Source organism: Silvibacterium acidisoli (assembly GCA_022870745.1).
Taxonomy (GTDB): Bacteria; Acidobacteriota; Terriglobia; order Terriglobales; family Acidobacteriaceae; genus Silvibacterium.
In genome coordinates this window covers 2,676,179-2,699,847 of record CP085323.1, presented here as the reverse complement: position 1 = coordinate 2,699,847, position 23,669 = coordinate 2,676,179, and the positions used below count along the sequence as shown (strand labels likewise).

The window sequence follows — 23,669 nt, the reverse complement described above, 5'->3', positions numbered from 1 at the left end:
AGTGCGCAAAAACGTATCGCGGAGGAAACTTGAGCACCGAGAATGGCGTCACTCTCACAAAATGGAATGATCTTCCCGTCGAAAAAATGAACGACACCCTGGATCGCCACTTCATCGTCGGGACCAATGTCATGCTCGCACGTGTCCTTCTGAAGAAAGGCGCACACGTTCCCGAACACAGCCATGCAAACGAGCAGGTCTCGTACATCCTGGAGGGGGCATTGCGCTTCGTTGTCGCAGGCAAGGACATCATTGTCAGCGCAGGCGAAGTGCTCTGCATTCCTCCGAACGTTCCGCACGAAGCCTTTGCCCTCGAAGACACCGTGGACCTAGACATCTTCGATCCGCCGCGCCAGGACTGGATCTCTGGCAACGATGCCTATCTTCGTCACCAAAGCGTTGCAACCAAGGAGTAGCAGGTGGATCTGGGACTGAAAGGCCGCAGCGTCATCGTCTGCGCTTCGAGTGATGGTATCGCCCGCGCCGCGGCAGGAAAATTCGCGCAGGAAGGCGCACGCGTAGCTATGTGTTCACGCGACGAAAAGAAGCTGCGCGCAGCCGCCGACGAAATTCGTAACAATCATGGCGCTGAAGTCTTTGCCTACCCACTCGACGTGACCTCGGAAAAAGATGTCAACGACTTCGTTGCCAGGGTAGCGGCGCAATTCGGCGGAATCGATATCTGTGTCACCAATGCTGGCGGCCCTCCGCCGAAGATGTTTCTTTCGACGAATACCGAGGAATGGCATAGGGCCATAGAGTTGAACTTTATGAGCGTGGTCTACTTTGCTCACGCAGTGATCCCATGGATGCGGAAAAAACACTGGGGCCGCATTGTCACCCTCACATCAGTTGCAACGCGCCAACCTGTCTATGAACTCGTCTACTCGAACGCGGTACGCGCAGGTGTGCTCGGCCTGGTGAAAAGTCTTTCGAACGAGTTCGGCAGAGACGGAATTACCGTAAACAATGTTGGCCCCGGCTATACGGCGACCAGCCGCCTGAAGCATCTGGTACAGAACCGCGCCGCCGAAGAAGGCATCAGTGAAGACGACTTTTTCAAGCGCCTCGGCAGCCAGACAGCACTGCAACGGGTAGGCGAAGCCGATGAAGTTGCCGACGCCATTGTCTGGCTTGCTTCCGATCGCGCATCCTTCATCACCGGGCAGACCTTGCTCGTCGATGGCGGACTCTACAAAGGCCTTTAACAGGAGATTTCCATGAGCAGCAACACACAACAAGGGCGCATCCGCATGCTCGAACGCGATGAAGTCGCCGCTGAACTTACCCCTCTCTACGACAAGCTTCTCGCCGAACGCGGCGTTGTTCCCAACATGTTCAAGACGGTCGCCAATGTACCGGAGCTTGCGCTGGGCTTTGCAGCATTCCTCAAACCGCTCATGGAAACGCGCTCACTCGAGTGCTGGTACAAGGAGCTCATCGCTGCACGCGTGGCCTATCTCAACGACTGCGAATACTGCATCTCTTCTCACACCCACCTCGCGAAGCTGGCAGGCGCACGCCCCGAACAGGTCGAGGGTATGAAGAACTTTGAAGCTGGGCCATTCACCGATGCCGAAAAGGCGGGCTTCCGCTATGCAGACAGGCTCCACAAGGACACGCACGCCATCGACGACGCAGCCTATGCCGCAGCAAAAAACTTCTTCACCGACGCGCAGATGATCGAACTCACTGCCGTAGCAGCAGCCTTTGAGTTCTTTCCGAGGTTCGTAAGTGCGTTGGAAGTCCCGGTCACGCCCATACCGGACGCGGAGTCAGTTCCGGCTAACTCATAGCCTTGCGCAGTTCGGCCACGCCAATCCGCCTTCTGGCTCGATCTGCAAGGTAGTCATTGGTCCATGACGCAACCAGCAGGCTCAAAGCTCCTCCTGCCAGCAGCAGCACCCAGAAGTACTGGGTAAGCCAGATACGCAAGCGCGTGTACCAGGAGATATTGCCTACGTGGTAGACCGTCGTCTTCGCGTCGTAGGACGTAAAGTGTCCGCCACGCAACAGGCTGACCGTGTGCGCAATATCGCTTGACTGGTAGCGCTCAAGGAAGGCCCCTACAAAGTCTTTCCTCGATGCATCATCCTTAAGCGCCACCAGGACCACCGATCTGCCGGAGGCGTACGGAGATTCAAAGCCTTCGATCATCGCATCGGGCATTCCGCCCCGGCTCGAAGGATAATGAGGTTCCTCAAACTCTCCGTCGATCTTGTTCCACAGTGCCTGAAAGGGCGAGAGCAGCTTGCTGATCTCCTTGATATGTATCCCGTTCACGTCGAATGTAACCGGCAGATAAGGGGCAAGCGAATGGAACGCAGGCTGGTCTGCCACTGTTCCGAGAATCAGGTAATCGCGATCGCTCGCGATGGATGTATCCGGACCCGCCACGGTCACCCTCAGCACCGGATAACCTGTCTGCGTGCCGAAGTGCGCCATCATCTGCAGGTAGAGTGCGATCTCATCAGGACTGGGCGCCGCAGGCAGCACGGCGGTCGTCTCGGAAAGATCGGCCTTCTGCGTAAAAGGGAAACCGGCATTTGAGAACAGCTCGATGTCAGGCATCTTCGCCCAGTTGCTGAATCCGCGGATGTCGAGCGTCGAAGCCGGCAACACCTCTCCGTGCAACGTAGAAGCGGCATTCTCTCCGATGTGGCTGCGATCACGCGGGACAAAGTCAAAATTAAAGCGCAATGTGTTTCCGAACGGACGCATCTCCGTTACCGGCACCATCACCTCACGCTTACGGTCGCTCGTTCCCTCTCCCGCAGGCAAAGGCGCTTCATTGATCAGCATTCCGTTCAGGTAAATACGCAAGGCAGATCCCGCGGCGAGCGCCTGCGCGTTGTAACGATATTCGACATGCAGATGAAGCTGCTGCATCTCTCCATAGAACAGATCGGGCGGCACACGAAAATACACCGGAAGCGACTCGGATCCGTCGCTGACCAGCGAACCGGGCGCACCGAAGTCTGCCAGCGACAGAAGCTTGTCCGTCGGCATCCAGCGAGGTGCGTCATCGTTCTCACGCGGATCGGGAAGACGATAATCACTCAGCGTGTAGGTATCGCCGTGCAGTGCCCCACTCATGTGCGCGCCCGCCTGGCTTACCTTCGCTTTCAGGGCAAGACTTTGCGCAACCGCAAGCAACTGCCCGTCGTCTCGCCCGCCAAGAACAAGCACGCTGCCGGTCGGGTCGTTAGGATTGCGGCGCAGCGCGACGTAGGCATTGGCCGCCGAAGGATACTGCAGCGATTCAGGCAGTTGGGCCGGCAGGTTGGAAAAGACGACGACATTGCCGGGAGGAATCACACCGACCGATGCGGTAAATTTCACCGGGCGCGGACCGGAGAGCAAACCAAGCCACGATGCCACCACCCCTGCTGCCTGCAATGTGCCGACGGTAGGCTGCGTCAGAAAGACGAAGGGGATAGTGGTCGAGGTCTGCAGGTCAGTATCGAGCAACGGAAGCGGCAGCAGGCTCAGATCGTTGCTCATCGGAATCGCTTCCCCGCTTACCTGCAGTGTTGAAGAGACACCGATACTTCCCAGTACGTTCGCGCGCTCCTGGACCTCCGACTGCATCACGCCGCTCCCGTTAAACTCGAACGTCAGCGTATTCTCACGCGCCAGCATGTCTTCAGGAACGGTCAGTGTCGTGAAAGAGTAGTCGTTGCTCTGCCCCGGACTTGAAGGCGCCTGCAGCGTGGCAAAATTCGTGTTATTGATCGCGACCTTGAACGACCCGGAATTCGCAGCCAGTCCCGGAGCAAAGCGGTAGTTCAAATTCAGCAACGCCTTTCCCGGCACCAGGGCATGAGGCAACGTGAAATGTACCGAGTAGAAGGAATGCGGACCATGCATCTCGATCGTGCCGGGAGCGCCCATATCCTTCAGGCTGACCTCATAAGTCCTGTCGGTGGCCTTTACCGCGGCTTCAGCAGCAGGATCGACAGACGTGATCTGTGCCGTAAGCCGCGCCGGCACGAACAGCAGAAGGAATAACAGGATCGTGCTTGCGGTTCGCGCCACCGGCAGTTCTTTGCCGCCGCTGGATTGCTTCGTGACGACACTCTTGGCCACCTGCTTGATGCCGATAAAAGACAACCGGATCACGCGCGCCAGGCTCAGCAGCGGACGATCTACCTCGCCGGTACGGCGCGAATCGAGCCACGCATCGGCCCGCGAGTAAATGGCACGCGTCAGCGTCTCCTGCTCAGCGATGCTCATCGGCTCAAACTTCAGCCGCATGCCTTCGCCCTTGATGCCCACCACCCGCGCCGGCACTTCGGCATCGCCGGTATGTTGCGGGAAAGATAGATGCAGCACATCGCGATAGGAGACATTCTCCGGGCGCGCGACGCGAATATCCGATCCACCGACAGACATATCGACCGTCGTACCTTCAAGAATGTGGCCATCCGGCAATGTAATTCTCACCGGAATCCTCACATCCACGCGCACCGAGGAGCGCCGCTGCTGCTGCTCGTATGCAACCGCGGCCGACACACCAAGGATCACCATGTTGAAGACAATCCAGAAGAGATTGGCAATCACCGTTCCCGGATGCTGAGGATCGAGAACGAAGAGCCGGTAAGGAGCCATCAGCATGCCCAGCAAATTCAGGAACATCATCCAAGACACCGGAGCTGCGATGTGCCGGTCGAAACGCGTTTCAGCCAGGGTGCTGCCCTTGTCCGTCACGTTGAACTTGCCCAGCTTCGGATTGATCAAAGCCAGCAGCGTTGGCGCGAGGATGTAAGGCGCAAGCACCGTCTCGTAAATTTCGTTCCAGAACGAATGACGGAATTTGCCCTGGATACGCGAGTTGGTAAGGCTCGAGAGCACCAGGTGCGGCAGCGCATACGCAACAATCACAACCCAGTAGCCGGGAATGATCGTGCGGCCCAGCAACATGTACACCAGCGGCGCGCACAGGAAGACCAGTCTTGGCACGGCATAAAGAAAATGCGCCATCGCATTGAAATAGCAGAGCCGCTGCGTAAACTTGAGTCCCCGCGCCAGCAACGGGTTGTCGACACGCATGATTTGAATCATGCCGCGCGCCCAGCGGATACGCTGCCCCACGTGCGCCGACAGTGTCTCCGTCGCCAGCCCCGCAGCCTGCGGAATATTGATGTATGCAGTGTTCCAGCCGCGCTTCTGCATCTTCAACGAGGTATGCGCGTCCTCGGTGACGGTTTCGACCGCGACACCGCCAACATCGTTCAGAGCAGTACGCCGCAGCACCGCGCAGGAGCCGCAGAAGAACGTGGCATTCCAGAAGTCGTTGCCATCCTGGATGAGCCCGTAAAAGAGCTCGCCTTCATTCGGAATCGTCTTGTAGCGCGTCAGGTTTCGCTCGAAAGGGTCCGGCGAATAGAAATGGTGCGGAGTCTGCAGCATGCCCAGCTTCGGATCGGCAAGAAACCATCCCGCCGTGACCTGCAGAAAGCTGCGCGTGGGCACGTGATCGCAATCGAAGATCGCCACCAGCGGCGACGACATCTGCGTCAGCGCATGATTGATGTTCCCTGCCTTCGCATGGTTGTGCTTCTCGCGCACCACGTAGCCAATGCCGGCCTCTTCCGCAAACTGGCGGAAGTCCGCGCGAGTGCCGTCGTCAAGGATGTAGACATGCAGCTTTTCCGGCGGATAGTCGATGTTGACCGCGGCGAGCGCCGTATAGCGAACCAGAGACAGCGGTTCATTGTATGTCGGGATAAGGACGTCGACATGCGGCCACTCTTCTTCGTCGGCAGGCAACGGAATGGGCTCGCGATGCAGCGGCCACGCCGTCTGCATGTAGCCCAGCACCATGATGACCAGCGTGTAAGCTTCCGCTGAAAGCAGCAACAGCATCAGGAAGGCATCGATGCCGACGCGGGTATTCGCCTCGTTCGAAAAGAATTCAATGATCGAACGCACACGCCACCATCCATAGCGGAGCGTGGCCCCGATCGAAAGAAACATCAGGGCGATCGTGGTAATGCGCGATTTATTGAGCCTGTTGAGAGCAATGGCCAGGACGACGCTGACGCCGCCAAGAATGAACTGCTTGGGCCAGCTGAGATAGATGCTGATGAATTGACACAGAACAAAAAGTGTAAAAAGCGATACAAGATAACGGGTAATTCTCTTCGGCATCCGCCTGCCATCCATAATGTCGAACGGCTCAGGGGCTGCTCTCGGGGCGAGCTCCCTGGCATCAACAATGCAGGCGCAAAAGGATTACGCCGCGGGGTAAGGCGAACAGATACGTGCAACCGGCTTTCCTCCTCTCTTCAAGCGGGGCGGAATAGCGGCCGAATCTCCTCTTATTATTAAATGCCTATGGAATGAGCTTGGATACCCCGAAAGCGGGAGATCGCAGTCCACAAAAGCAGATTTTTAGAGAAGGTTCGAAGCCAACAATAGCACAATCGCCCTTTAAATTGTGGCGCTTACTCAATGTCGATGCAGCCGGGCCAACAATTGTTCCGCAATCCGGGCCGCCGGTGAAGCAGGCTTGGCCGGCTCAGCAGCAACCATCGGCGCCGCGGTTTTGGCTGCAGATGCCTGGGAGGCGCCCGGCATTTCCCCAGCTGGCTTTGAAACGGTCACGGCTATGGGAGCGGCGGCTGGAGCCGGCAAGCGCTCCATGTACTGAACGATCAGGGAAATTCGCCGGTTCGACGGATCAAGCGGGTGCTCCGGCAGGCGCAGCTTCTGGTCCGCATAGCCGCGAACCTGGGAAACCTGGTTGGTACGGAGCCCCGTACTCTGCATCAGCCTGCGCGCCGCATTGGCCCTGTCTGTCGACAGCTCCCAGTTTCCATACCCCCCAGGGTCGGAATAAGGCTGAGCGTCCGTGTGTCCTTCGATGGAAATGTTGTTGGGAATGTCGCCAAGCTCTTTTGCAATCAAACCCAGCAGCTCCCGGCCACTGGCATTCAGCGCCGTGCTCCCGGTCTCGAAAAAAGCGCCGTTCTTCGTCTCCATCAGCTCGATCCGAAGTCCTTCAGGCGTCACCGTGATCTCGATCTGCTTCGCAAGCGCCTTCAGATCGGCCATCTGCTCAATCGCGTGCTCCAGGCGCTGCTTCAACTGCTTTACATTGCTCTTCGTCAGCGGCAGGTTGTCCGCTGAGCCGGAGCGATCGGTGCCCGTAACCGATGCTCTGCCCATAGGGTCATTGAAATAACCCGCGACCAGCTTGCGCACCTGGTCGCTCGTATTCATCAGCCACAACACGATGAAAAGCGCCATCAGTGCGGTTACAAAATCAGCGTAGGCGACCTTCCACGCACCACTGTGCCGGACCGCCTGCGGCTGGACCTTCTTGATCAGGATGGTGGTTTTCCTCTTCGCCATGCCGATGCGCTACGCAGCCTCCTCTTGCATCCTCGCGCCCGACTGCTCTCCACGGCAGGCTGCCTCTACCTCTTCAAAGCTCGGCCGCACATGCAGCGGAATCGCCCTCCGCGCGATCTCCACCGCCTGCACCGGGGGATTTCCCTTAATAAAGGACGCCATCAGCACCCGCAGCACATACAGGAAGGCATGCTCATCCTCCGCGGCCTTACCCATGTACGCGCCGATAGGCCCCACCAGCCCATAGCAGAGCAGGATGCCAAGAAACGTACCTACCAGCGCCGCAGCCACCTTGTGCCCGATCGCATCGGGAGGCCCGCCCAGTGCGCCCATGGTGATAACGACACCCAGCACCGCCGCAATAATGCCCAGCCCCGGCAGCGACTCGGCAACCGCCGTCAGCGCATGGACGGGCTGATTCGTCTCCCGATGCCGTACTTCCATGTCCAGGTCCATCATCTGGTCCACGTCGAATGGCTCTACGCCACCCGTTACAGCCATGCGCATCGTGTCGCATACAAAGTCACGGATGTGTTCGTCACGCAGAAACTGCGGATAGGGGTGAAAGAGCACGCTCTCTGCCGGCTTCTCGATGTCGTCCTCGATAGACAGCATGCCTCCGCGCCTGGCCTTATTCAGCAGCTCATACATCATCCTGAGGGTGCTGATGTAGCGTTCCTTGCCGAAAGGCGCCTTGCCAAAAATGCTGAATGTGCCCGACAGGATTTTCTTCACGACGTGCATCGGGTTCGCAATCAACAGAGTGCCGGCTGCGGAGCCGGCAATAATCAGAAACTCGGCCGGTTGCAGCAGAACAGCAAGATGCCCCTTCTCCATGAGAAAGCCACCGATAACTGCCCCGAAGACCAGCAGAATGCCAACGATCGCAAACATGACCCACCCGCCTCAAAGCCCTCAATACTGCCCCCGCAACAGGAGACGGGTTCCACAGGGCCCGGTTGTTCAGCTAAGAGGGTTATCGGCGGAAAGGGGAAAGGGAATAAATGCTGGACAGGCTCAAGAAAACGAGGCTCCTGGCGAGCGCCGGGAGCCTACTTCTTTTCCGATGGCAGCCGAACGATGAATTCCGTCGACCCCGGCTCGGAGTTAAAGGTGATGTCGCCATTGAACTGGCCCACCACGACACGATGCGCGATATCAAGTCCAAGCCCCGTGCCTACGCCGACCGCCTTGGTCGTAAAGAAGGGCTCGAAAATCTTCTGCCGGTCTTCCATGGAAATGCCCGGTCCATTGTCACAAATACCGACCAGCACCTCGCTGCCTTCCATCCACGTGCGAATGACAATCTTCCCGCCTTCCGGCGCCGCGTCGATCGCATTGTCGAGAATGTTCGTCCACACCTGGCTCAGGCCGGTACCCGACGACTTCACCTTCGCCATATCCGGCGAAAACTTCTTCTCGATGGCGATCCCTTTATGCCGGAACTTATGCGCAAGGATAGTCAGCGTGCTGATGATGCTTTCATGCACGTCGATTTCGCGCTGGCGGCTCTTGTCGTCATAGGCGTACTTCTTTACCGCGACCACCAGGTCTGTAACCCGGGTGATGCTCTCTTCCACAGTGCCGACAAGCTGAATGCTGGAGATAAGGGAGGTAAGCCAGTTGAGGGTGTCGCTGAGAATCTCTGCAGGGAAAGCGGCGTGGGCGCATTCGATATCTTCGCGTTTCCAGCCGATTGCAACCAGGGTCGGAGCCAGTTGCCAGGCGTTCACAACTCCAATGCTATCCAGCCAGTCGGCCAGCTCGTCCTCTGCGTCCGCCTGGTCCAGGGTGCTGATCGTGGCAAACCTGCACGACCGCAGCACCTCCTGCTGCAGGTTCCGCATGCAGTCTTTCTGCTCCGGAGTCAACGCCATGCGGGTAAATCGCAGGCTGATCTCCTGCAGCCGGGTCAGGTTCTCCCGAAGCTGCGACGCTGCCCGTTTCGCAGCGGTTCCTGGATTGTTCAGCTCATGCATCAGTCCGGCGGCCAGGGTGCCCAGTGAGATCAGCTTCTCCCTGTGCAGCGTGATCATCTGGTAGGCCTCAAGGCGGCGGCCCATGTTCGACAGAATCCCCGAACGAACCGTGGGGCAGGTCCCCATCAGGCTCCAGAAGCTTGAGGCGCTCATGCGGATGGCGCGCGCTGGCATCAGCGCAACCGCACGCACCGAAGTCGCCGTCGCGCCTGTCAGCAGGGCCACTTCGCCGGAGGTGTCACCGTGCTTCAGCGTGCCGAGCAGGGTGTCTCCACCATCTGCTTCCGGTTTGTTGACGCGAACTTCGCCTTCCAGCAGTATCCAGAAATAAAGTTCCGGAGTCCCCGGCTCGATCACCACTGTGTCTGCTGCAACGTGGACGATATCTATTTCGCCCAGACATTCGAGATCCTGTTCTTTCACGTGTTGAAAAATAGGGATCTGACGGAATTCCGCAAGCAGCTCGCGAGCGGAAACTTTCTGAACGTCCAGCGAAATCGTGTTTTCTGCCATCTATCGCTCTTCTTCGACTAAAAACGTGCCAAATATTGATGCATAAACTGGACCGAGATCGAGCCCTCGCCTACTGCCGATGCCACCCTCTTCACCGATCCGTGCCGGATATCCCCGGCAGCGAACACCCCCGGCATGCTGGTTTCGAGAAGATAGGGCTCTCGATCTTCCTTCCAGCAGCGCGGCAGCTTGCCGTCGACCTTTAAGTCGTTTCCTGTCAGCACAAACCCATTCGGATCGCGCATCAGTGTCTCCGGCAACCAGTGAATCGAAGGAGCAGCGCCAATAAAGATAAACAATCCGGAGGCCGCTCGGGTCTGTTCGCCCTCGTCGGTCCTGATCCTGATTGCCTCCAGACGGCCCTCACCGATGGCCTCAACCACCTCGGCGCAGGTCTCCACCACAATATTCGATGTGTCAGCGATCTGATCGATCAAATATTTTGACATGCTCTGGACAAGCGACTCCGCACGTACCAACATCGTCACTTTCCGGGCATATTTTGAGAAGTGCATCGCCGCCTGGCCGGCCGAATTGGCCCCGCCGACGATGAAAACCTCCTCATCTCCGCAGGATCGGGCCTCTACCAGCGCCGCGCCGTAATAAACCCCGGCACCCGTGAGCCGGTCAATGCCCGGAGCATTCAGCCGGCGATAGTTCACGCCGACCGACAGCAGGCATACGTTGCAGGAGATCTCCCGGTTGTCGCTGGTGCGAACCAGGCGGTACTGGTTCTCCGCGCGGAGGCCGGTCACGCACTGGGTCAGGAACTCCGCGCCGAAGCGCGATGCCTGTACATAGGCGCGCCGCGCCAGGTCCGCCCCGCTAAGGCCAGACGGAAAACCGAGATAGTTCTCAATCCTTGAACTCGAGCCTGCTTGGCCGCCCGGCGCCTCCGGCTCGACCACAAGCGTGCGCAGCCCCTCCGAGGTCGCGTATACGGCGGCAGCCAGACCTGCCGGCCCCGCTCCGACCACTACCAGGTCGTAAAAGTCCCTCTCCGCATGCGTCCGAAGGCCGACCTTCTCCGCCAGTGCTGTCTGACTCGGCTGCACCAGCGAGCTTCCATCGGCAAACAACACCGCCGGCAGCTTACGATCGTCAAGCTGATAGCGGTTCAGCAGCTCAAACGCCTTGCTGTCGCGCTCAGGATCGAGCCACTCGTAGGGCACCTGGTTGCGCGAAAGAAAGTCTCTCACCTGGAAATCCAGCGCTGACCACCGTGGCCCGACCACCCGGATCCCTTCGAAAATCGGCCGGTATTTCTCGGTCCAGTTTTCCAGCAGATCGTCCAGTACCGGATAGAGCTGTTCTTCCGGCGGATCCCACGGCTTGGTCAGGTAGTAGTGGATCTTTGCCGTATTGATTGCGCGGATCGCAGCCTCGGTATCGGCGTACGCCGTCAACAGCGCGCGCTTCGCCTCCGGATAGATCTGCTGCGACTTCTCCAGGAAGTCCACGCCGGACATTCCCGGCATGCGTTGATCCGACAGAAACAAAGCGACGGCATCGCCCCGCTGCTGCAACTGTTGACAGGTATCAAGCGCAGCCTGGCCGGAGGCGGCGCGCAGGATGCGGTACTCGGCGCCATATTTCCGGCGCAGGTCTTGAACCACTGCTTCCAGAACACTTACGTCATCGTCAACCGCGAGAATGACCGGCTTACCCATAAATTCAGTGTAGTCGTGCTCTACTTCCCCGGCGATTTCGCAATATAAAAAATCAAACTTTGTGAGAGATTTTTGTATCCAAAGCCGAATTTCTCGGATAGTCTGCTTACATCTTCACCAAAAGAATTTTGATGTCCTTCAAGCGCATTCCTGTGTTTCAGGTCTACGTTTTGAACTTTCTCTGTGTCTCAGTAAAGGACACAGGGTTTAGGGCCTCTCCTTGGTCGATAGGTTGTGTGTACGGGTAATCAGCAATTCAACCCTAAGAGGAAAGTACCTGAGTTATTGGCAGAAACACAGGTACGGACAGGAACCATGAACAAAATCATCCTGGCAGACAATCAGGCTATCTATCGTGCAGGCACCGCCAAAGTGCTTACGATGGAGGATGACTTCCGCATCATCGCCCAGTGCGGCGACGCGGAACGCCTGTATCAGGTACTCGAAACCTTCCGTGGGGCGACCGTCGTCTTCGCTTCCGCTTTGAAACTCAACCTGCTGTCGCTGCTTGAAAAAGCGCGCGCGCAAGGCAGCCTGTGTGTCGTGATTGCCGAGAACAGCGAATCCACAAGTTCGTATCTCTCGGCTGGCGTCCAGGGTGCTGTACACCGTTCCGTGACCGGCCCGGCACTCATCGATTGCCTGCGCCGCGTGGTTCGCGGTGAGCGTGATGTGCAGGTTTCCGGAGCAGGACATGGGTTCCAGGAAGAGGATCTGGTAGGCGCGCGCGTCCGTGATCGGCTCACACCCAAGGAAATGAAGATCGTCGCGCTTATCGTGCAGGGCTGCAAAAATAAGGAAATCGCCATGCGCCTGACCACGACGGAACAGGTGATCAAGAACTACCTGCGCAGCATCTACGACAAGACCGGTGTCTCCGACCGGCTCGAGCTCGCGCTCTTTACCATCCATCACCGCATGCTCGCAGAAGCTGCGGCTGCCGCAGGCGACCTCATCCTGCAGGCTCAGTAGTGCCAGAATGAAACTGCGCGCTGGTAACTCCAGCGCGCAGTCATGCTTCTACTTGTTCTAAATCTTGTCTGCAAAATCAGGCTGTTTCCTGGACGGGGAAATCTTTCTGTGACTTCTCTCCCGACTCCAGAAGGATTTTCAATATCTGCACTAACTCCCCGGGATGCGCAGGCTTTTCAAGATAAATGTCTGCCATCGGCTCCGCAGCCTGAAAGGCTTCGGCCACATATCCGGATACCACCACGACAGCCCGCGTCTTTCCCTTTGCAGCTTCCACAACTGCCCTTCCGCTATCAGGACCAAGCCGCCAGTCGGTTACAACCGCGTCGTACACAACCCGGTCTAATTCCCGAATGGCCTCTTCCGCGGAGTTACAGGCAGTTACTTCATAACCGGCTTTTTCCAGGATCGACCGCTTTAGCTGGATGACTCCGGGATCGTCGTCAACGCAAAGGACCTTCCTCACCAAGTGCTCCCCTTGATTCGAGACATTCTTCTGCGTACCACAGGGATCTGTCAAAGTTTTACGTCCCGGTTAACGGTACACATAGTCTAGGTTTAGAGATTTTCCTTTTTTTCCGCAATAGACTTAGCCTGGGTAAACAGGAGCAGATAGTCTGGTCCGCCCGCCTTCGAATCCGTCCCCGACATATTAAAGCCGCCAAAGGGATGCGCACCCACCATCGCGCCAGTGCATTTCCGGTTCAGATAGAGATTGCCGACATGGAACTCGGCGCTGGCACGCTCCAGCTTGCGCCGGTCGTTCGAATAAATCGCGCCGGTCAAACCGAACTCGGTGTTATTCGCAATCGCCAGCGCATCGTCGAAGTCCTTTGCCTTAATCACGGCAAGTACAGGACCGAAGATCTCTTCCTGCGCCAGGCGGGCATCGGGAGCAATATCGGCAAAGACGGTCGGCTCGACGTAGTAGCCGTTCTCGGGCGTCTGCACGGCGTTGCCGCCAGTAAGCAACCTGCCTTCCTTCTTGCCGATCTCGATGTATTCGAGAATCGTCTTCAGAGATCCTTCGTTCACCACTGGTCCCATTTTGGGATTCTTAACCGGGTCTCCGACCGTCCACTCTTCAACCTTCTCCCGCAACCGCTCCAGAAACACATCGTAGAGCGGCTCTTCCACGATCACGCGCGAGCACGCCGAGCATTTCTGCCCGCTGAATCCGAAGGCTGAAGCGACCACGCCGTCGACCGCACGCTCAAATTCCGCATCCGCCGAAACGATAATCGAATCTTTGCCGCCCATTTCCAGGATCGTGCGCTTGATCCAGATCTGGCCGGGCTGCGTCTTCGCAGAGCGCTCATGGATATCGAGGCCGACTTCCTTGGAGCCGGTGAAGGCGATAAAGCGCGTCTTCGGATGCTCGACAATCGCATTGCCGAAGGTAGCCCCCGAACCCGGGCAGAAATTCACCACCCCGCCCGGCATGCCTGCTTCTTCGAGAATCTCCACGAACTTGGCGGCGATCGTCGGCGAGTCGCTCGAGGGCTTCAGGATCACGGTATTGCCCGTAACGATGGCGGCGGCCGTCATGCCAGCCATGATGGCAAACGCGAAATTCCACGGTGGAATGACCGCGCCCACGCCAAGCGGAATGTAGCGCAGAACATTCTTCTCACCCGGATACTGAATGGGAGTGGTCGCCGCATCGAGCCGCAGTGCTTCCCGCGCATAGAACTCCAGGAAGTCAATCGTCTCGCCCACGTCGGCATCAGCCTCGGCCCAGTTCTTTCCGACCTCATAGGTCAGCCACGCGCAGAAATCGAACTTCCTCTGCCGAATCAGATCGGCGGCCGCAAGCAGCAGCGAAGCGCGAGTTTCAACCGGCGTGTACTGCCAGGTAGCATAGGCTTTCAGAGCAGCCTGCATCGCCGGTTCGGCGTGCTCTACCCCAGCCTTCTGGTGAATCCCCACAACCTGGCTCGGATGCGCCGGATTGCGCGATTCGATCTTCGCCGAGGTGCGAACGCGTTCGCCGCCGATCACCAGCTCGTATTCCAGGCCAAGCTGGTCACCCACGCGTACCAGGGCTTCCTGCATGTCACGAATGTTTTCATCGTGCGTAAAGTCGGTGAATGGCTCGTTCTGAAAAGCTCCCTGGGGAGAGCGCGGCAAAATAACGGTGGGCTGTTCGATAGTGGCCATAACAGAACAGTCTACCCCCTCCATGCACGAAAACGCCGCACGGAACAATGACATCGGCCGGAAATGTCGAAGATTTGCCGGGAAAGAGTTCCGACATGGAGAAAGATGCCCTGCAGAAAAAACACCGCAGACCAGGTTCGGTCTGCGGTGCGTTGAGGCGGTGGAGCGTTAAAACTTGTAAACAATTCCCGTTGAGATGACCGGGTAGAAGCGGATGACGTTCAGATCCTGCCGGTACTTCGCGATCTGCGCATTCAGGTTTGACTGGAAGCTGGGATCGGTCTGAACCGGACCGCACTCGAAGTCATGCGCTCCCTGGCATACCGAGCCTGCCATGGTGATGTCGATCTTCGGGTCGCCAACGTAGGCGAAGCCTACATCGATAGGAAATGTCAGGTGCTTTTCGCGGCGGCGCGGTACCCAGTTGCCCCAGCCCACCGTCAGCATCGGTGAAGTCTTGCGGAAGAAGACTCCGCCCGTGCCATGAAGCGGGTCGGTGCTCTGGCTGTAGTAGTCCGTGTCGTTGAAGGTGATCGACTCGTTCTGGGTCACAAGCCCGTTGCCGGTGATCTCGTTCTGGTTATAGAACAGCACGCCCGGGCTCACATGGAAGCTGCTGCGCTGGAACGGGAACCAGTCGAACTGTCCCTGGATCGAACGCAGGCTGGCCGTTGCATCGAAATTCACGCCGGAAATCGACTGGTTGAAGCTGTAGTTGAAAAAGTTTCCCTGGACCCGCATATTCACCCCGCGGGTGAGCGACGTCGCCGAACCGACGCTTATGCCCAGCGGACTGACCGTTGCCCCGAAGGCAAACTTCTTAAAGAACCATGAATCATCGCCAGCAGTGGCAAGAACGGGCGCATGCCCGCCTGCGCCGGCAGCCGGGGCAGGCGCTGCTGCTCCCTCACCCATCCCATCCGCGGCGTCCAGAGCCAGCAACGCGCTGCGGCTCGACGAGAAACTGACCTGGGCAGCTGGGGCAGCATCGACACCAGCCGTAACTGCTGCATTTCCTGAATGTTGAGCGAAACAACATGTTGTTAACGGTAGCGAAACAATCAGAGCGGCGACTGTCCGGAGCGGGGAGAGCATGGGTTAAGTCCTTGAATGTGGTTTGGGCGTACGGGCGATGCGGTCGTACGAAGACTTGGTAGGTCGTCGAATACCAATATGCACTATTTTTTAGTGGTAAAGGTTACTAAAAAGCACTTCAGTCACTGTTTTCTCTAAACCAAGGTAATGGCGATCGAGATGCAAAAGATCAATGCAGGAATCGTTTAACTTGACTTTATCGACTGATGCTTTTTTGTATATTCGAAGCGCGAGCCGTTATTGACCGGCCGTGATTCGCTCCGTCTGGCTGGACATTTTTGCCGTCCTCTCTAACTTATCCCATGCAAAAGGACGCCCGTCAATCGCGCGTTTCATTGTTCTGAAGAGAACGATAGAAAAAACCTGGCGATAAGCAAAGCGCTGCAACCATATGTGAAAAAGCAGCCATTTATCGCCCTTATTCGCCGGATGCTTTCTCTCGAGCGAAAATGCGAGCGCCGACGTAACGAAGTCGATGATGAGAAACGTGAGGAAGTACGTGAGCAGCTTCTCAAAGCTGGCAGCGCTTGCGGCCTCGGGATGGAAATAGCGGTCGACGAAGTAATGGATCACCCCGGCGACAAACATCAGGTCGATGAACGGAGACACCAGCGGCAGCATGAGCTGGAAGATCAGAATGTTCGGCAGCGCGAACAAGCCCATGGCGCGGTTCGTACGGAAGGCCTGCTTGTGCTTGAAGATCGCCTGCAGCGTTCCGAATGACCAGCGGAAGCGCTGGCGCATCAGGCCATTCGCCGTCGTCGGAGCCTCGGTAAAGGCCAGCGCACGGTCTTCGTAGATCACCTTGTAGCCATGCTCGAGCAGGTTCATGGTGAGATCGGCATCTTCGGCAACCGTGTTGATAGGGTAGCCGCCTGCTGCGCGAACCGGGCCGGTGCGCCACGCGCCAATCGCCCCAGGCACAACCGTGACCACGTTGAACAGATCGAGCGCTCGCCGCTCAAAGTTCTGGCTGGTGATGTATTCGAGCGCCTGCCAGCGTGTCCAAAGGTTCACTCGATTGCCGACCTTGGCATTTCCCGCGACGGCTCCTACTCGCGGATCGGAGAAGTGCGTGACCAGCTTCGATACTGCGTCGGAAGCGATTACCGTATCCGCATCGATGCCGACGTAGATCTCTTCTTCCGTGTAGTTCAGGGCGTAATTCAGAGCCTCGGCCTTGCCCGCATTCGGCTTCGTCAGCACCAGCAGCCGGCCCGAGGCGATCTCATCGGGATACGCGGCCTGCGCGACTTCGAAGGTCTTATCCTTCGAGCCGTCGTCAATCACAATCACGTGCAGGTTCGGGTAATCCGAGTTGAGGACCGAACGAATCGTACGCGCGATCACCTTCTCTTCGTTGTATGCAGGAATGATGACCGCGACACGCGGCGTCTCATCGCTCGCCGGCGGATGACGACGGCGAATGCGATCGATCAGCGCAAAGATACCGATGAAAATAAGCCGCGCACTCATCAGCACGTCGCCGAGAAAGAACACATCGACCACAAAGTGGCTGAAGAAGGCAAAGAAGAAGAAGGCAACCGAATCAATACGCGCCTGCCAGCGCAGCTGGGGCGAAATGGGCGGCATCACCTCTGCCGTCGTCTTGCCCATCAGCTCCGATACAGGAACTAACTCATATCCCCTGGCGCGCAGCGTGGTAATCAGCAACGGCAGCGCGTTGACCGTTGCTGAACGGTCGCCGCCGCCATCGTGCATCAGGATGATGCTGCCGCGAAAGCCCGGACGCGTCTTCATCAGCTCGAGCTGCGCCAGCACGCCGTCGGTGATCTCCTGCGGCGTCTTGCGCGGATGCTCGTTCCAGTCATCGGTGTCGATCTTGTTGCCGATGATGGTGTAACCCATCTGCTGAATACGATCGGCCGGAGCAGCTTCGTCATTCGTATCCGGCTCCTGGTCGATCGAATACGGCGGTCGGAAGTAGAGCGGCTGGATACCGAGCTTGGCCGCGAAGAGCCGCTCGGTCAGGTTCAGCTCAAGTCGAATCTGCTGGTCAGAGATTTCGCTGATGTCGGGATGCGTATAGGTGTGATTCCCAATCTCGTGGCCTTCGGCGATATAACGCCGGAGCAGCCCGACATTGTCCTGGGCCTCTTCGCCGATCACAAGAAACGTGCCCTTGACCTTGTACTTCTTCAGGATGTCGAGAATCTTCGGCGTCCACACCGGATCGGGGCCATCGTCGAAGCTCAGCGCCAGCTTCTTCGGGTTGTAGCCATACTGCTCGAGCGTGTACGAGCGGGGCAGCGACACCATGCGCTCGTCGGTGATGGTGAAGTTGTCCGCATCCATATCGATGGTGCGATGGCCAAGCTGCGGCCGCGCGATCACGCGCAGGATATCGCCTTCACCTTCCGTATCGACGTCGTTGCCCGGCGGTACATTCGTCAGCGCCTGCGGGGCGTCTTTGGCGCTGGGATGATCCCATACCGCCCATAGCGATCCATCTTCTTCACCCAGCCGCCACAGGCCGAAGGTGTTGATGCCAAGCTGGCGCGAGGCACGCATTTCATTCAATGCTGTTACGGCATCGAGGAACCACACCTGGTGACGCACATGGGCGTCTTCATCGTCATAAACAAAGTGCGGATTCAGCTCGTCGCCTTCGAGGTGCACATCCGCGTCAGAATCCGTCGCGCGCTGCCAGGCTTCCTGCACGCTGAAATCCGTGGAATCGAGCACCTTGTTCGAAGGCTTCTGGCCCTTTACTGGCAAGGGCTGCGTCCAGTCGTACCCATAGTTCCCAATACCGCAGATCAGCTTCTGCTTGGGGATGGATTTGAGAGCACGGTTCAGGTTCGCCTCGAACCAGTCCTGTGAAGCAACCGGCCCAGGCTCGCTCTGGTCCTCGTGCTCGTCATAGTTCATCAGTATGACGCCGTCAGATTGTTTGCCGAGAGCCTTCAGGAACCAGTCCGGCGCACTCGCCTGCACATTCACGTATACACGCAGGTTCTTGGCGTGCAGGTCCTGCTGCAGCGCGCCGACCCATTCGGCATAGAGCTTCAGATCCTCTTCGGGAATTTCTTCGAAGTCGAGGCAGATGCCGCGATAGTTCGAGCTCGAAGCCAGCAGCTTGTCGATCTGCACATGCAGGTTGTGGCGGGCTGCCGGGTTCTCAAGCATTTGCCCAATGATTTCGCCATGCCATTCTGAATTCGCGGGATTCAGATCGCTGAGCATCGGGAAGACTTCGGTATCTTCCTTCGCGGCAGCAATCACCCTGTGAACCTTGTTCTGAGGATCGATGCCGTGCACGACATTCTTGTCATCGACCACGCGATAAAGGTTCACCGGGTAAAGCGAGGTCGCGGCGATCAGGTTGCCGTCCGGCGAGATGACATGCAGCCAGTCGGGAAAGAGCATGTCGATCTGGTGAACATGCTGCTTCAGCGCTGAATAGCTGGGCTCGTCATTCGTGTAGAACGCGGCACGCAGCCCTTCGTCACCGTTGAAAGGAATCTCCGAAGGGCGGCGATGCGTGTGCCGCCGCGCCGGACGCTGCAAAGCGCGATGCAACGCATCATTTTGTACAGGCTGCCGTAACGCCTTATAGTTGCGTTTTTGAGCCGGCAATAGCAGTTCCGGCAAGGTCTGGCGCCGGACTACGTTCAGGAAAAACAGGATCAGAATCACTGTCGAGCTGACGGCGACAACATCCATAACGCGGCGAAGACGCTTCCACCGCTTGCGATCGGGATCGTAAAAGATCTGCTTCATCAGGACGTTCGGTCTGCTCCAAGCTACACTTTATAAAAACTTTGCGTCTTTTGCTTGCAGCCATCATCCGCCGGCAATCCTTGTATGATTCTTTTTCATGCAAAGAGCGCTGCCTCGCAATTGGTGGATGGTTTTACTGGCCCTGATCGCCGGCGCAACGCTGCGTCTCTGGTTCATCCATTCCTATCCTGAAGTGCAGGGCGATCCGCTGGTCTACGGCAGCATTGCCAAAAACTGGATGCTGCACGGCGTGTATGGCACCACCACGAGCGGATCGCTGCTGCCGACGCTGATCCGCCTCCCCGGCTATCCGCTCTTTCTCATGCTCTGCTTCCGGCTCTTCGGCATGGAGCACTACCACGCCGTGATGTACGCACAAACGGCCATCGACCTCGGCACCTGCCTGCTCATCGCCGCCTTCACGCGCCGGATCTGGAGCGAACGCGCCGCGTGGTGGGCACTGTGGCTCGCCGTCCTCTGCCCTTTTACTGCAAACTACGCAGCTACTCCGCTGACAGAGACGCTGGAGCTCTTCTCTATCGCCGTGTCGGTGTACGCACTGGTTCGCTTTCTCGAGCATCCGGGGAAGCTGTGGGCCGCCGTCTCTGCGCTCGGCTGGAGCTATGCCGCGCTGCTGCGTCCCGATGGCGCGCTGCTGGCCGTGGCGCTCTTCCCGGCAGTAATCTGGTATGGACGCAAGCGCTGGGGCGTGGCGCGCATGCTTCGATACGCGTTCGCGGTGGGAACTCTGTCCGTACTGCCCTTCGTGCCGTGGGCTATCCGCAACTGGCGGACGTTTCACGTCGTCCAGCCGCTGGCTCCGCGCTACGCGACCGATCCGGGCGAGGACACCAATCCAGGCTTCCAACGCTGGACGAAGACCGTCTGCGCCGACCTGACCTGCACCTGGGAGATCTACTGGAACATCGACAGCGATGTCGTCGATCCCAAGACCCTGCCCTCGCGAGCTTTCGATACGCCTGCCGAACGAACTGCAACCGAGCAGCTGCTGGCCGACTACAACAAGAGCACCTCGCTCACGCCCGCGCTCGACGATCGCTTCGGCGAACTCGCCGCCCAGCGCATCGAGCGCAATCCGCTGCGCTATTATGTGGTGCTACCGCTGGTACGCGTCGCCGATATGTGGCTGCGTCCGCGCACGGAACTGCTGTGGATCGAGCTGCGCTGGTGGCAGTACGGAAAACATCACGCAGAGACGCGCTTCGCCATCGCCTACGCCGCGCTGAACCTGTTCTATCTTGTGCTGGGATTGTTCGGCCTGCGTAAGAATCCGCCGCTGGCCGCGGCCTTCGTGCTGTTCATCCTGCTGCGCTGCGCCCTGCTGGCGACCATCGAAGCGCCGGAGCCACGCTACACACTCGAATGCTTCCCCATGATCATCGCACTCGGAGCAATCGCCTTATCTGGCAGAAAAGCCATCACTCCCGAACCTTTGTCATTCCGAACGAAGTGAGGAACCTGCTTTCGCACGCAAAATGCGTTGCACCACGGAGAGCACAGAGAACACAGAGGCATCCCAATCGAAGCGAACACCAACGGCACAAGAAGAATCCCTCCGTGCTCTCTGCATCCTCTGTGGTGAATCAAACATCCCGTCCGAGCAAAGACAAAAGAAAAAGCCGCCAGGCCCTTTGCAGACCCTGGTGGCTTTTCCTTTGCGTCTTTGCGGTGAAGCTCTTGCCGTGAAGCTACTTCCGAACCTTCTGAGTACCCGGCGCCAGCTGCAGCGTGAACGCACTCTCCGGAACCGAGTTCAGCTTAACGTTGGTATACATCGCCGTGCGCGAATCGCCGCTCGCCTGAAAAATCTGCTGCTTGAGCGAGATTGAGCGCTTGGGGTCGATCCAGACCGTGATGTGCGAAAACTGGTCGCTCGGCTGCTTCGGCTTCAGGTCGAGCTTGGCCGTCTCCACGCCGTCGATCGTCTCCTTGCCCTGATAGTCGATATCCCAGTTCGCGGAAAGATCCTTGCCGCTGCCGCCGAAGCCGAGCGTCAGATACTTCTCATAATTCGTTCCGGCATTGAGGATGGTTTCGCGCTTCAGGTTCGGCTCGTAAAAGTCGAGCTCGCCACCTTTATACAGAACATCCTTGGGCGAAGGCTGGCCCTCGTCCGTCTTCACATTCGCGATCATTTCCGTGGTCTTGCCCACGCGCCGGAAGGCAATGTTTCCCTTCTGGGTGTCGTGACTCTGGACGACGGCGGTGTACTGGTCCCAGGCAAAATCAGCCGACGCGCTCTGAAAGCGCGCCGAGGCGGAATCCATGTCACCCAGAACCTTTTGCAGATCGGCATTCTGTGCAGTCAGCGCTAGAGGCGCAACGAGCATAGCGGCCGCGACCCATGTGCGCAGCCCGGTGATTCTCTTCATAAGGTTTATCCGTATCGACTCTCGGGATGGCTGAAAACTCATGCAGTCTGTGAGATGCGTCTGAGAACTTTAACGGTGAGCCCAGACGCGATAACCGGTGACCTTGCCGCGCGGTTCCTGCAGAACCTGGTAACGATCCATGGTGACGGGACCGGAGATTGCCTGGATACTCTGCTCCAGCTGTTTATCCACCGTGTCGCCAGGCTGAATGCGCGAAGCCGGCACCTCGTAACTAAGCTGGCCGGGGCCATCGACGTTGACCAGCACGTTGCCCCGCGCGCTCTTGTCTGGCTGCGGGTGATCGCCGTAGTTCCAGATGCGTGGAGTCAGGAAGATAAACGCCAGAATCAGCGTGACCATGACGTCGTAGTGAAGGCTGCCCCGCTCGTACGTCCAGAAAAAATAGCTGCGCAGCAACTTCATGCCGACTGCCCTTTCGCGCGGATGGTGGTAATCCCGCCCATATAGGGTATCAGTGCCTCGGGCACCCGGACAGTGCCGTCGATCTGCTGGTAGTTCTCGAGAATCGCCAGCCAGGTGCGCCCCACGGCCAGACCGCTGCCATTGAGGGTGTGAAGAAACGCGCTCTTCGCCTGCCCCTTCGGCTTGTAGCGGATATTCGCCCGCCGCGCCTGGAAGTCGCCGAAGTTCGAGCAGGAGGAAATCTCACGGTAAACGTTCTGCCCCGGCAGCCAGACTTCAAGGTCGTAGGTCTTAGCCGAGCTGAAACCCATATCGCCGGTGCAGAGGAGCATGCGGCGATACGGCAGGCCCAGCCTTTCAAGAATTGCTTCGGCGTTGCGCGTCAGCTTCTCGTGCTCGGCTTCGCTCTCCTCGGGACGGGTGAACTTCACCATCTCGACCTTTTGAAACTGGTGCTGACGGATGATGCCGCGCACATCCTTTCCGTACGAACCCGCCTCGGAGCGGAAGCAGGGCGTGTAAGCGGAGAGAGAAATCGGCAGCTCCGTTTCATCAAGCGTCTCGTCGCGATAAAGGTTCGTCACCGGAACCTCGGCCGTCGGAATCAGCCAGTGATCGTTATCGCGGAAGACTCCAGGCTCATAGCCCTGCTCGTCCTCGCAGCGGAAGAGATCTTCGGCAAACTTCGGCAGCTGGCCGGTTCCATAAAGGCTCTTGCTGTTGACCATCACCGGCGGCAGAACCTCGGTATAGCCATGCTCGCGGGTGTGCATGTCGAGCATGAAGTTCGCCAGCGCCCGCTCCAGACGCGCGCCTTCGGCCCAGTAAACGACGAAGCGCGCACCGGAAAGCTTCGCGGCCCGCTCGAAGTCGAGAATGCCCAGCGCTTCACCGATCTCCCAGTGAGGCTTCGGTTCAAAGCTGAACTGCGGCTGATCTCCCCAGCGCTTGATCTCGATATTGTCGAGCTCGGACTTGCCCACAGGCACATCTTCCAGCGGCAGGTTCGGAATCCGCGTCAGGATAGCGCGCAGCTCGTTCTCCGACTCGGTCGCGGCAGCCTCAAGCTCGTCCATCTTCTGCTTCAGCGCGCGCGTCTCTTCCATCACCGCCGAAGCATCCTGCCCGGATTTCTTCAGCTGTCCCACCTGCTCGCTCAGCCGATTGCGCTGAGCCTTGAGCTGTTCCACCTCGGTGATGCGCTCACGGCGGGTCTGGTCCAGGGTGCGAAAATCGCCCAGAAGAACAGCGGGATCCTGACCGCGATCACGAAGCTTTGCCTCCACCGTTTCCAGGTTGGCGCGTACAAATGACAGATCGAGCATAGAGTTCCAGAATACTAGGCTACACAGTATAGACAG

General features: G+C 58.1%; 17 protein-coding genes. 5 read left to right on the top strand and 12 right to left on the bottom strand.

The genetic code is table 11. The features are described 5' to 3' along the window. Nucleotides 1-29 precede the first annotated feature (29 nt). Genes LJD29_RS11350 through LJD29_RS11340 form a run of 3 tightly spaced genes read left to right on the top strand, consistent with a single transcriptional unit; the run spans nt 30 to nt 1,796 of the window. A complete protein-coding gene (locus tag LJD29_RS11350; RefSeq protein ID WP_446741647.1) occupies nt 30-416 on the top strand; it encodes a cupin domain-containing protein in 387 nt (128 codons plus the stop codon). A gap of 3 nt (nt 417-419) precedes the next feature. After that, nucleotides 420-1,208: an SDR family oxidoreductase gene (locus tag LJD29_RS11345; protein WP_446741646.1), complete on the top strand. Its 789-nt coding sequence runs from the start codon at nt 420-422 to the stop codon at nt 1,206-1,208. A 12-nt stretch (nt 1,209-1,220) separates the two neighbouring features. Beyond that, on the top strand, nt 1,221-1,796 hold the full coding sequence (locus tag LJD29_RS11340) for a carboxymuconolactone decarboxylase family protein (protein WP_446741645.1): 576 nt from the start codon (nt 1,221-1,223) through the stop codon (nt 1,794-1,796). Here LJD29_RS11340 and bcsA read toward each other — a convergent pair. From bcsA to LJD29_RS11315, 5 genes are all read right to left on the bottom strand, one after another. Beyond that, the gene (bcsA, locus tag LJD29_RS11335) at nt 1,786-6,153 is read right to left on the bottom strand and encodes a UDP-forming cellulose synthase catalytic subunit (protein WP_446741644.1); all 4,368 of its coding nucleotides are present in this window, start codon (nt 6,151-6,153) and stop codon (nt 1,786-1,788) included. The two genes, LJD29_RS11340 and bcsA, sit on opposite strands and share 11 nt — an antisense overlap. Nucleotides 6,154-6,453: 300 nt before the next feature. Then, nucleotides 6,454-7,359, bottom strand: coding sequence for a flagellar motor protein MotB (locus LJD29_RS11330; protein ID WP_446741643.1), 906 nt, complete (start codon nt 7,357-7,359; stop codon nt 6,454-6,456). Nucleotides 7,360-7,368: 9 nt separating this feature from the next. Then, nucleotides 7,369-8,253 (bottom strand): flagellar motor stator protein MotA, encoded by an 885-nt coding sequence (gene motA / locus LJD29_RS11325; protein ID WP_446741642.1) that lies wholly within the window; start codon nt 8,251-8,253, stop codon nt 7,369-7,371. A 158-nt stretch (nt 8,254-8,411) separates the two neighbouring features. Further along, nucleotides 8,412-9,851 (bottom strand): ATP-binding protein, encoded by a 1,440-nt coding sequence (locus tag LJD29_RS11320; protein WP_446741641.1) that lies wholly within the window; start codon nt 9,849-9,851, stop codon nt 8,412-8,414. A 17-nt stretch (nt 9,852-9,868) separates the two neighbouring features. Then, nucleotides 9,869-11,521 (bottom strand): FAD-dependent oxidoreductase, encoded by a 1,653-nt coding sequence (locus LJD29_RS11315; RefSeq protein WP_446741640.1) that lies wholly within the window; start codon nt 11,519-11,521, stop codon nt 9,869-9,871. Nucleotides 11,522-11,836: 315 nt separating this feature from the next. On the opposite strand from LJD29_RS11315, the gene LJD29_RS11310 reads away from it, so the two are divergent. Continuing rightward, nucleotides 11,837-12,493 carry a response regulator transcription factor gene (locus LJD29_RS11310; protein ID WP_446741639.1) on the top strand — a complete coding sequence of 219 codons (657 nt, stop codon included), beginning with the start codon at nt 11,837-11,839 and terminating at the stop codon, nt 12,491-12,493. Between the two features lie 76 nt (nt 12,494-12,569). Here LJD29_RS11310 and LJD29_RS11305 read toward each other — a convergent pair whose 3' ends face one another. From LJD29_RS11305 to LJD29_RS11290, 4 genes are all read right to left on the bottom strand, one after another. Continuing rightward, complete coding sequence (locus LJD29_RS11305; RefSeq protein WP_446741638.1) at nt 12,570-12,959, bottom strand: response regulator; 390 nt, start codon at nt 12,957-12,959, stop codon at nt 12,570-12,572. Between the two features lie 92 nt (nt 12,960-13,051). Beyond that, complete coding sequence (pruA, locus tag LJD29_RS11300) at nt 13,052-14,653, bottom strand: L-glutamate gamma-semialdehyde dehydrogenase (RefSeq protein WP_446741637.1); 1,602 nt, start codon at nt 14,651-14,653, stop codon at nt 13,052-13,054. 168 nt (nt 14,654-14,821) lie between these two features. Next, nucleotides 14,822-15,595: a hypothetical protein gene (locus LJD29_RS11295; protein ID WP_446741636.1), complete on the bottom strand. Its 774-nt coding sequence runs from the start codon at nt 15,593-15,595 to the stop codon at nt 14,822-14,824. A gap of 390 nt (nt 15,596-15,985) precedes the next feature. Then, the gene (locus tag LJD29_RS11290) at nt 15,986-19,492 is read right to left on the bottom strand and encodes a trifunctional glycoside hydrolase family 18/polysaccharide deacetylase/glycosyltransferase family 2 protein (protein ID WP_446741635.1); all 3,507 of its coding nucleotides are present in this window, start codon (nt 19,490-19,492) and stop codon (nt 15,986-15,988) included. 127 nt (nt 19,493-19,619) lie between these two features. On the opposite strand from LJD29_RS11290, the gene LJD29_RS11285 reads away from it, so the two are divergent. Beyond that, a complete protein-coding gene (locus tag LJD29_RS11285; protein ID WP_446745861.1) occupies nt 19,620-20,966 on the top strand; it encodes an ArnT family glycosyltransferase in 1,347 nt (448 codons plus the stop codon). Between the two features lie 235 nt (nt 20,967-21,201). On the opposite strand, the gene LJD29_RS11280 is transcribed toward LJD29_RS11285, so the two are convergent. The 3 genes from LJD29_RS11280 to serS form a co-directional block, all read right to left on the bottom strand. Next, entirely contained in the window at nt 21,202-21,885 is a 684-nt protein-coding gene (locus LJD29_RS11280; RefSeq protein WP_446745860.1) for a LolA family protein, read from the bottom strand. Between the two features lie 69 nt (nt 21,886-21,954). Then, a complete protein-coding gene (locus LJD29_RS11275) occupies nt 21,955-22,308 on the bottom strand; it encodes a hypothetical protein (RefSeq protein WP_446745859.1) in 354 nt (117 codons plus the stop codon). Continuing rightward, nucleotides 22,305-23,633, bottom strand: coding sequence for a serine--tRNA ligase (serS, locus tag LJD29_RS11270; RefSeq protein WP_446745858.1), 1,329 nt, complete (start codon nt 23,631-23,633; stop codon nt 22,305-22,307). The genes LJD29_RS11275 and serS overlap by 4 nt, the downstream gene beginning before the upstream one ends. Between the last annotated feature and the right edge of the window lie 36 nt (nt 23,634-23,669).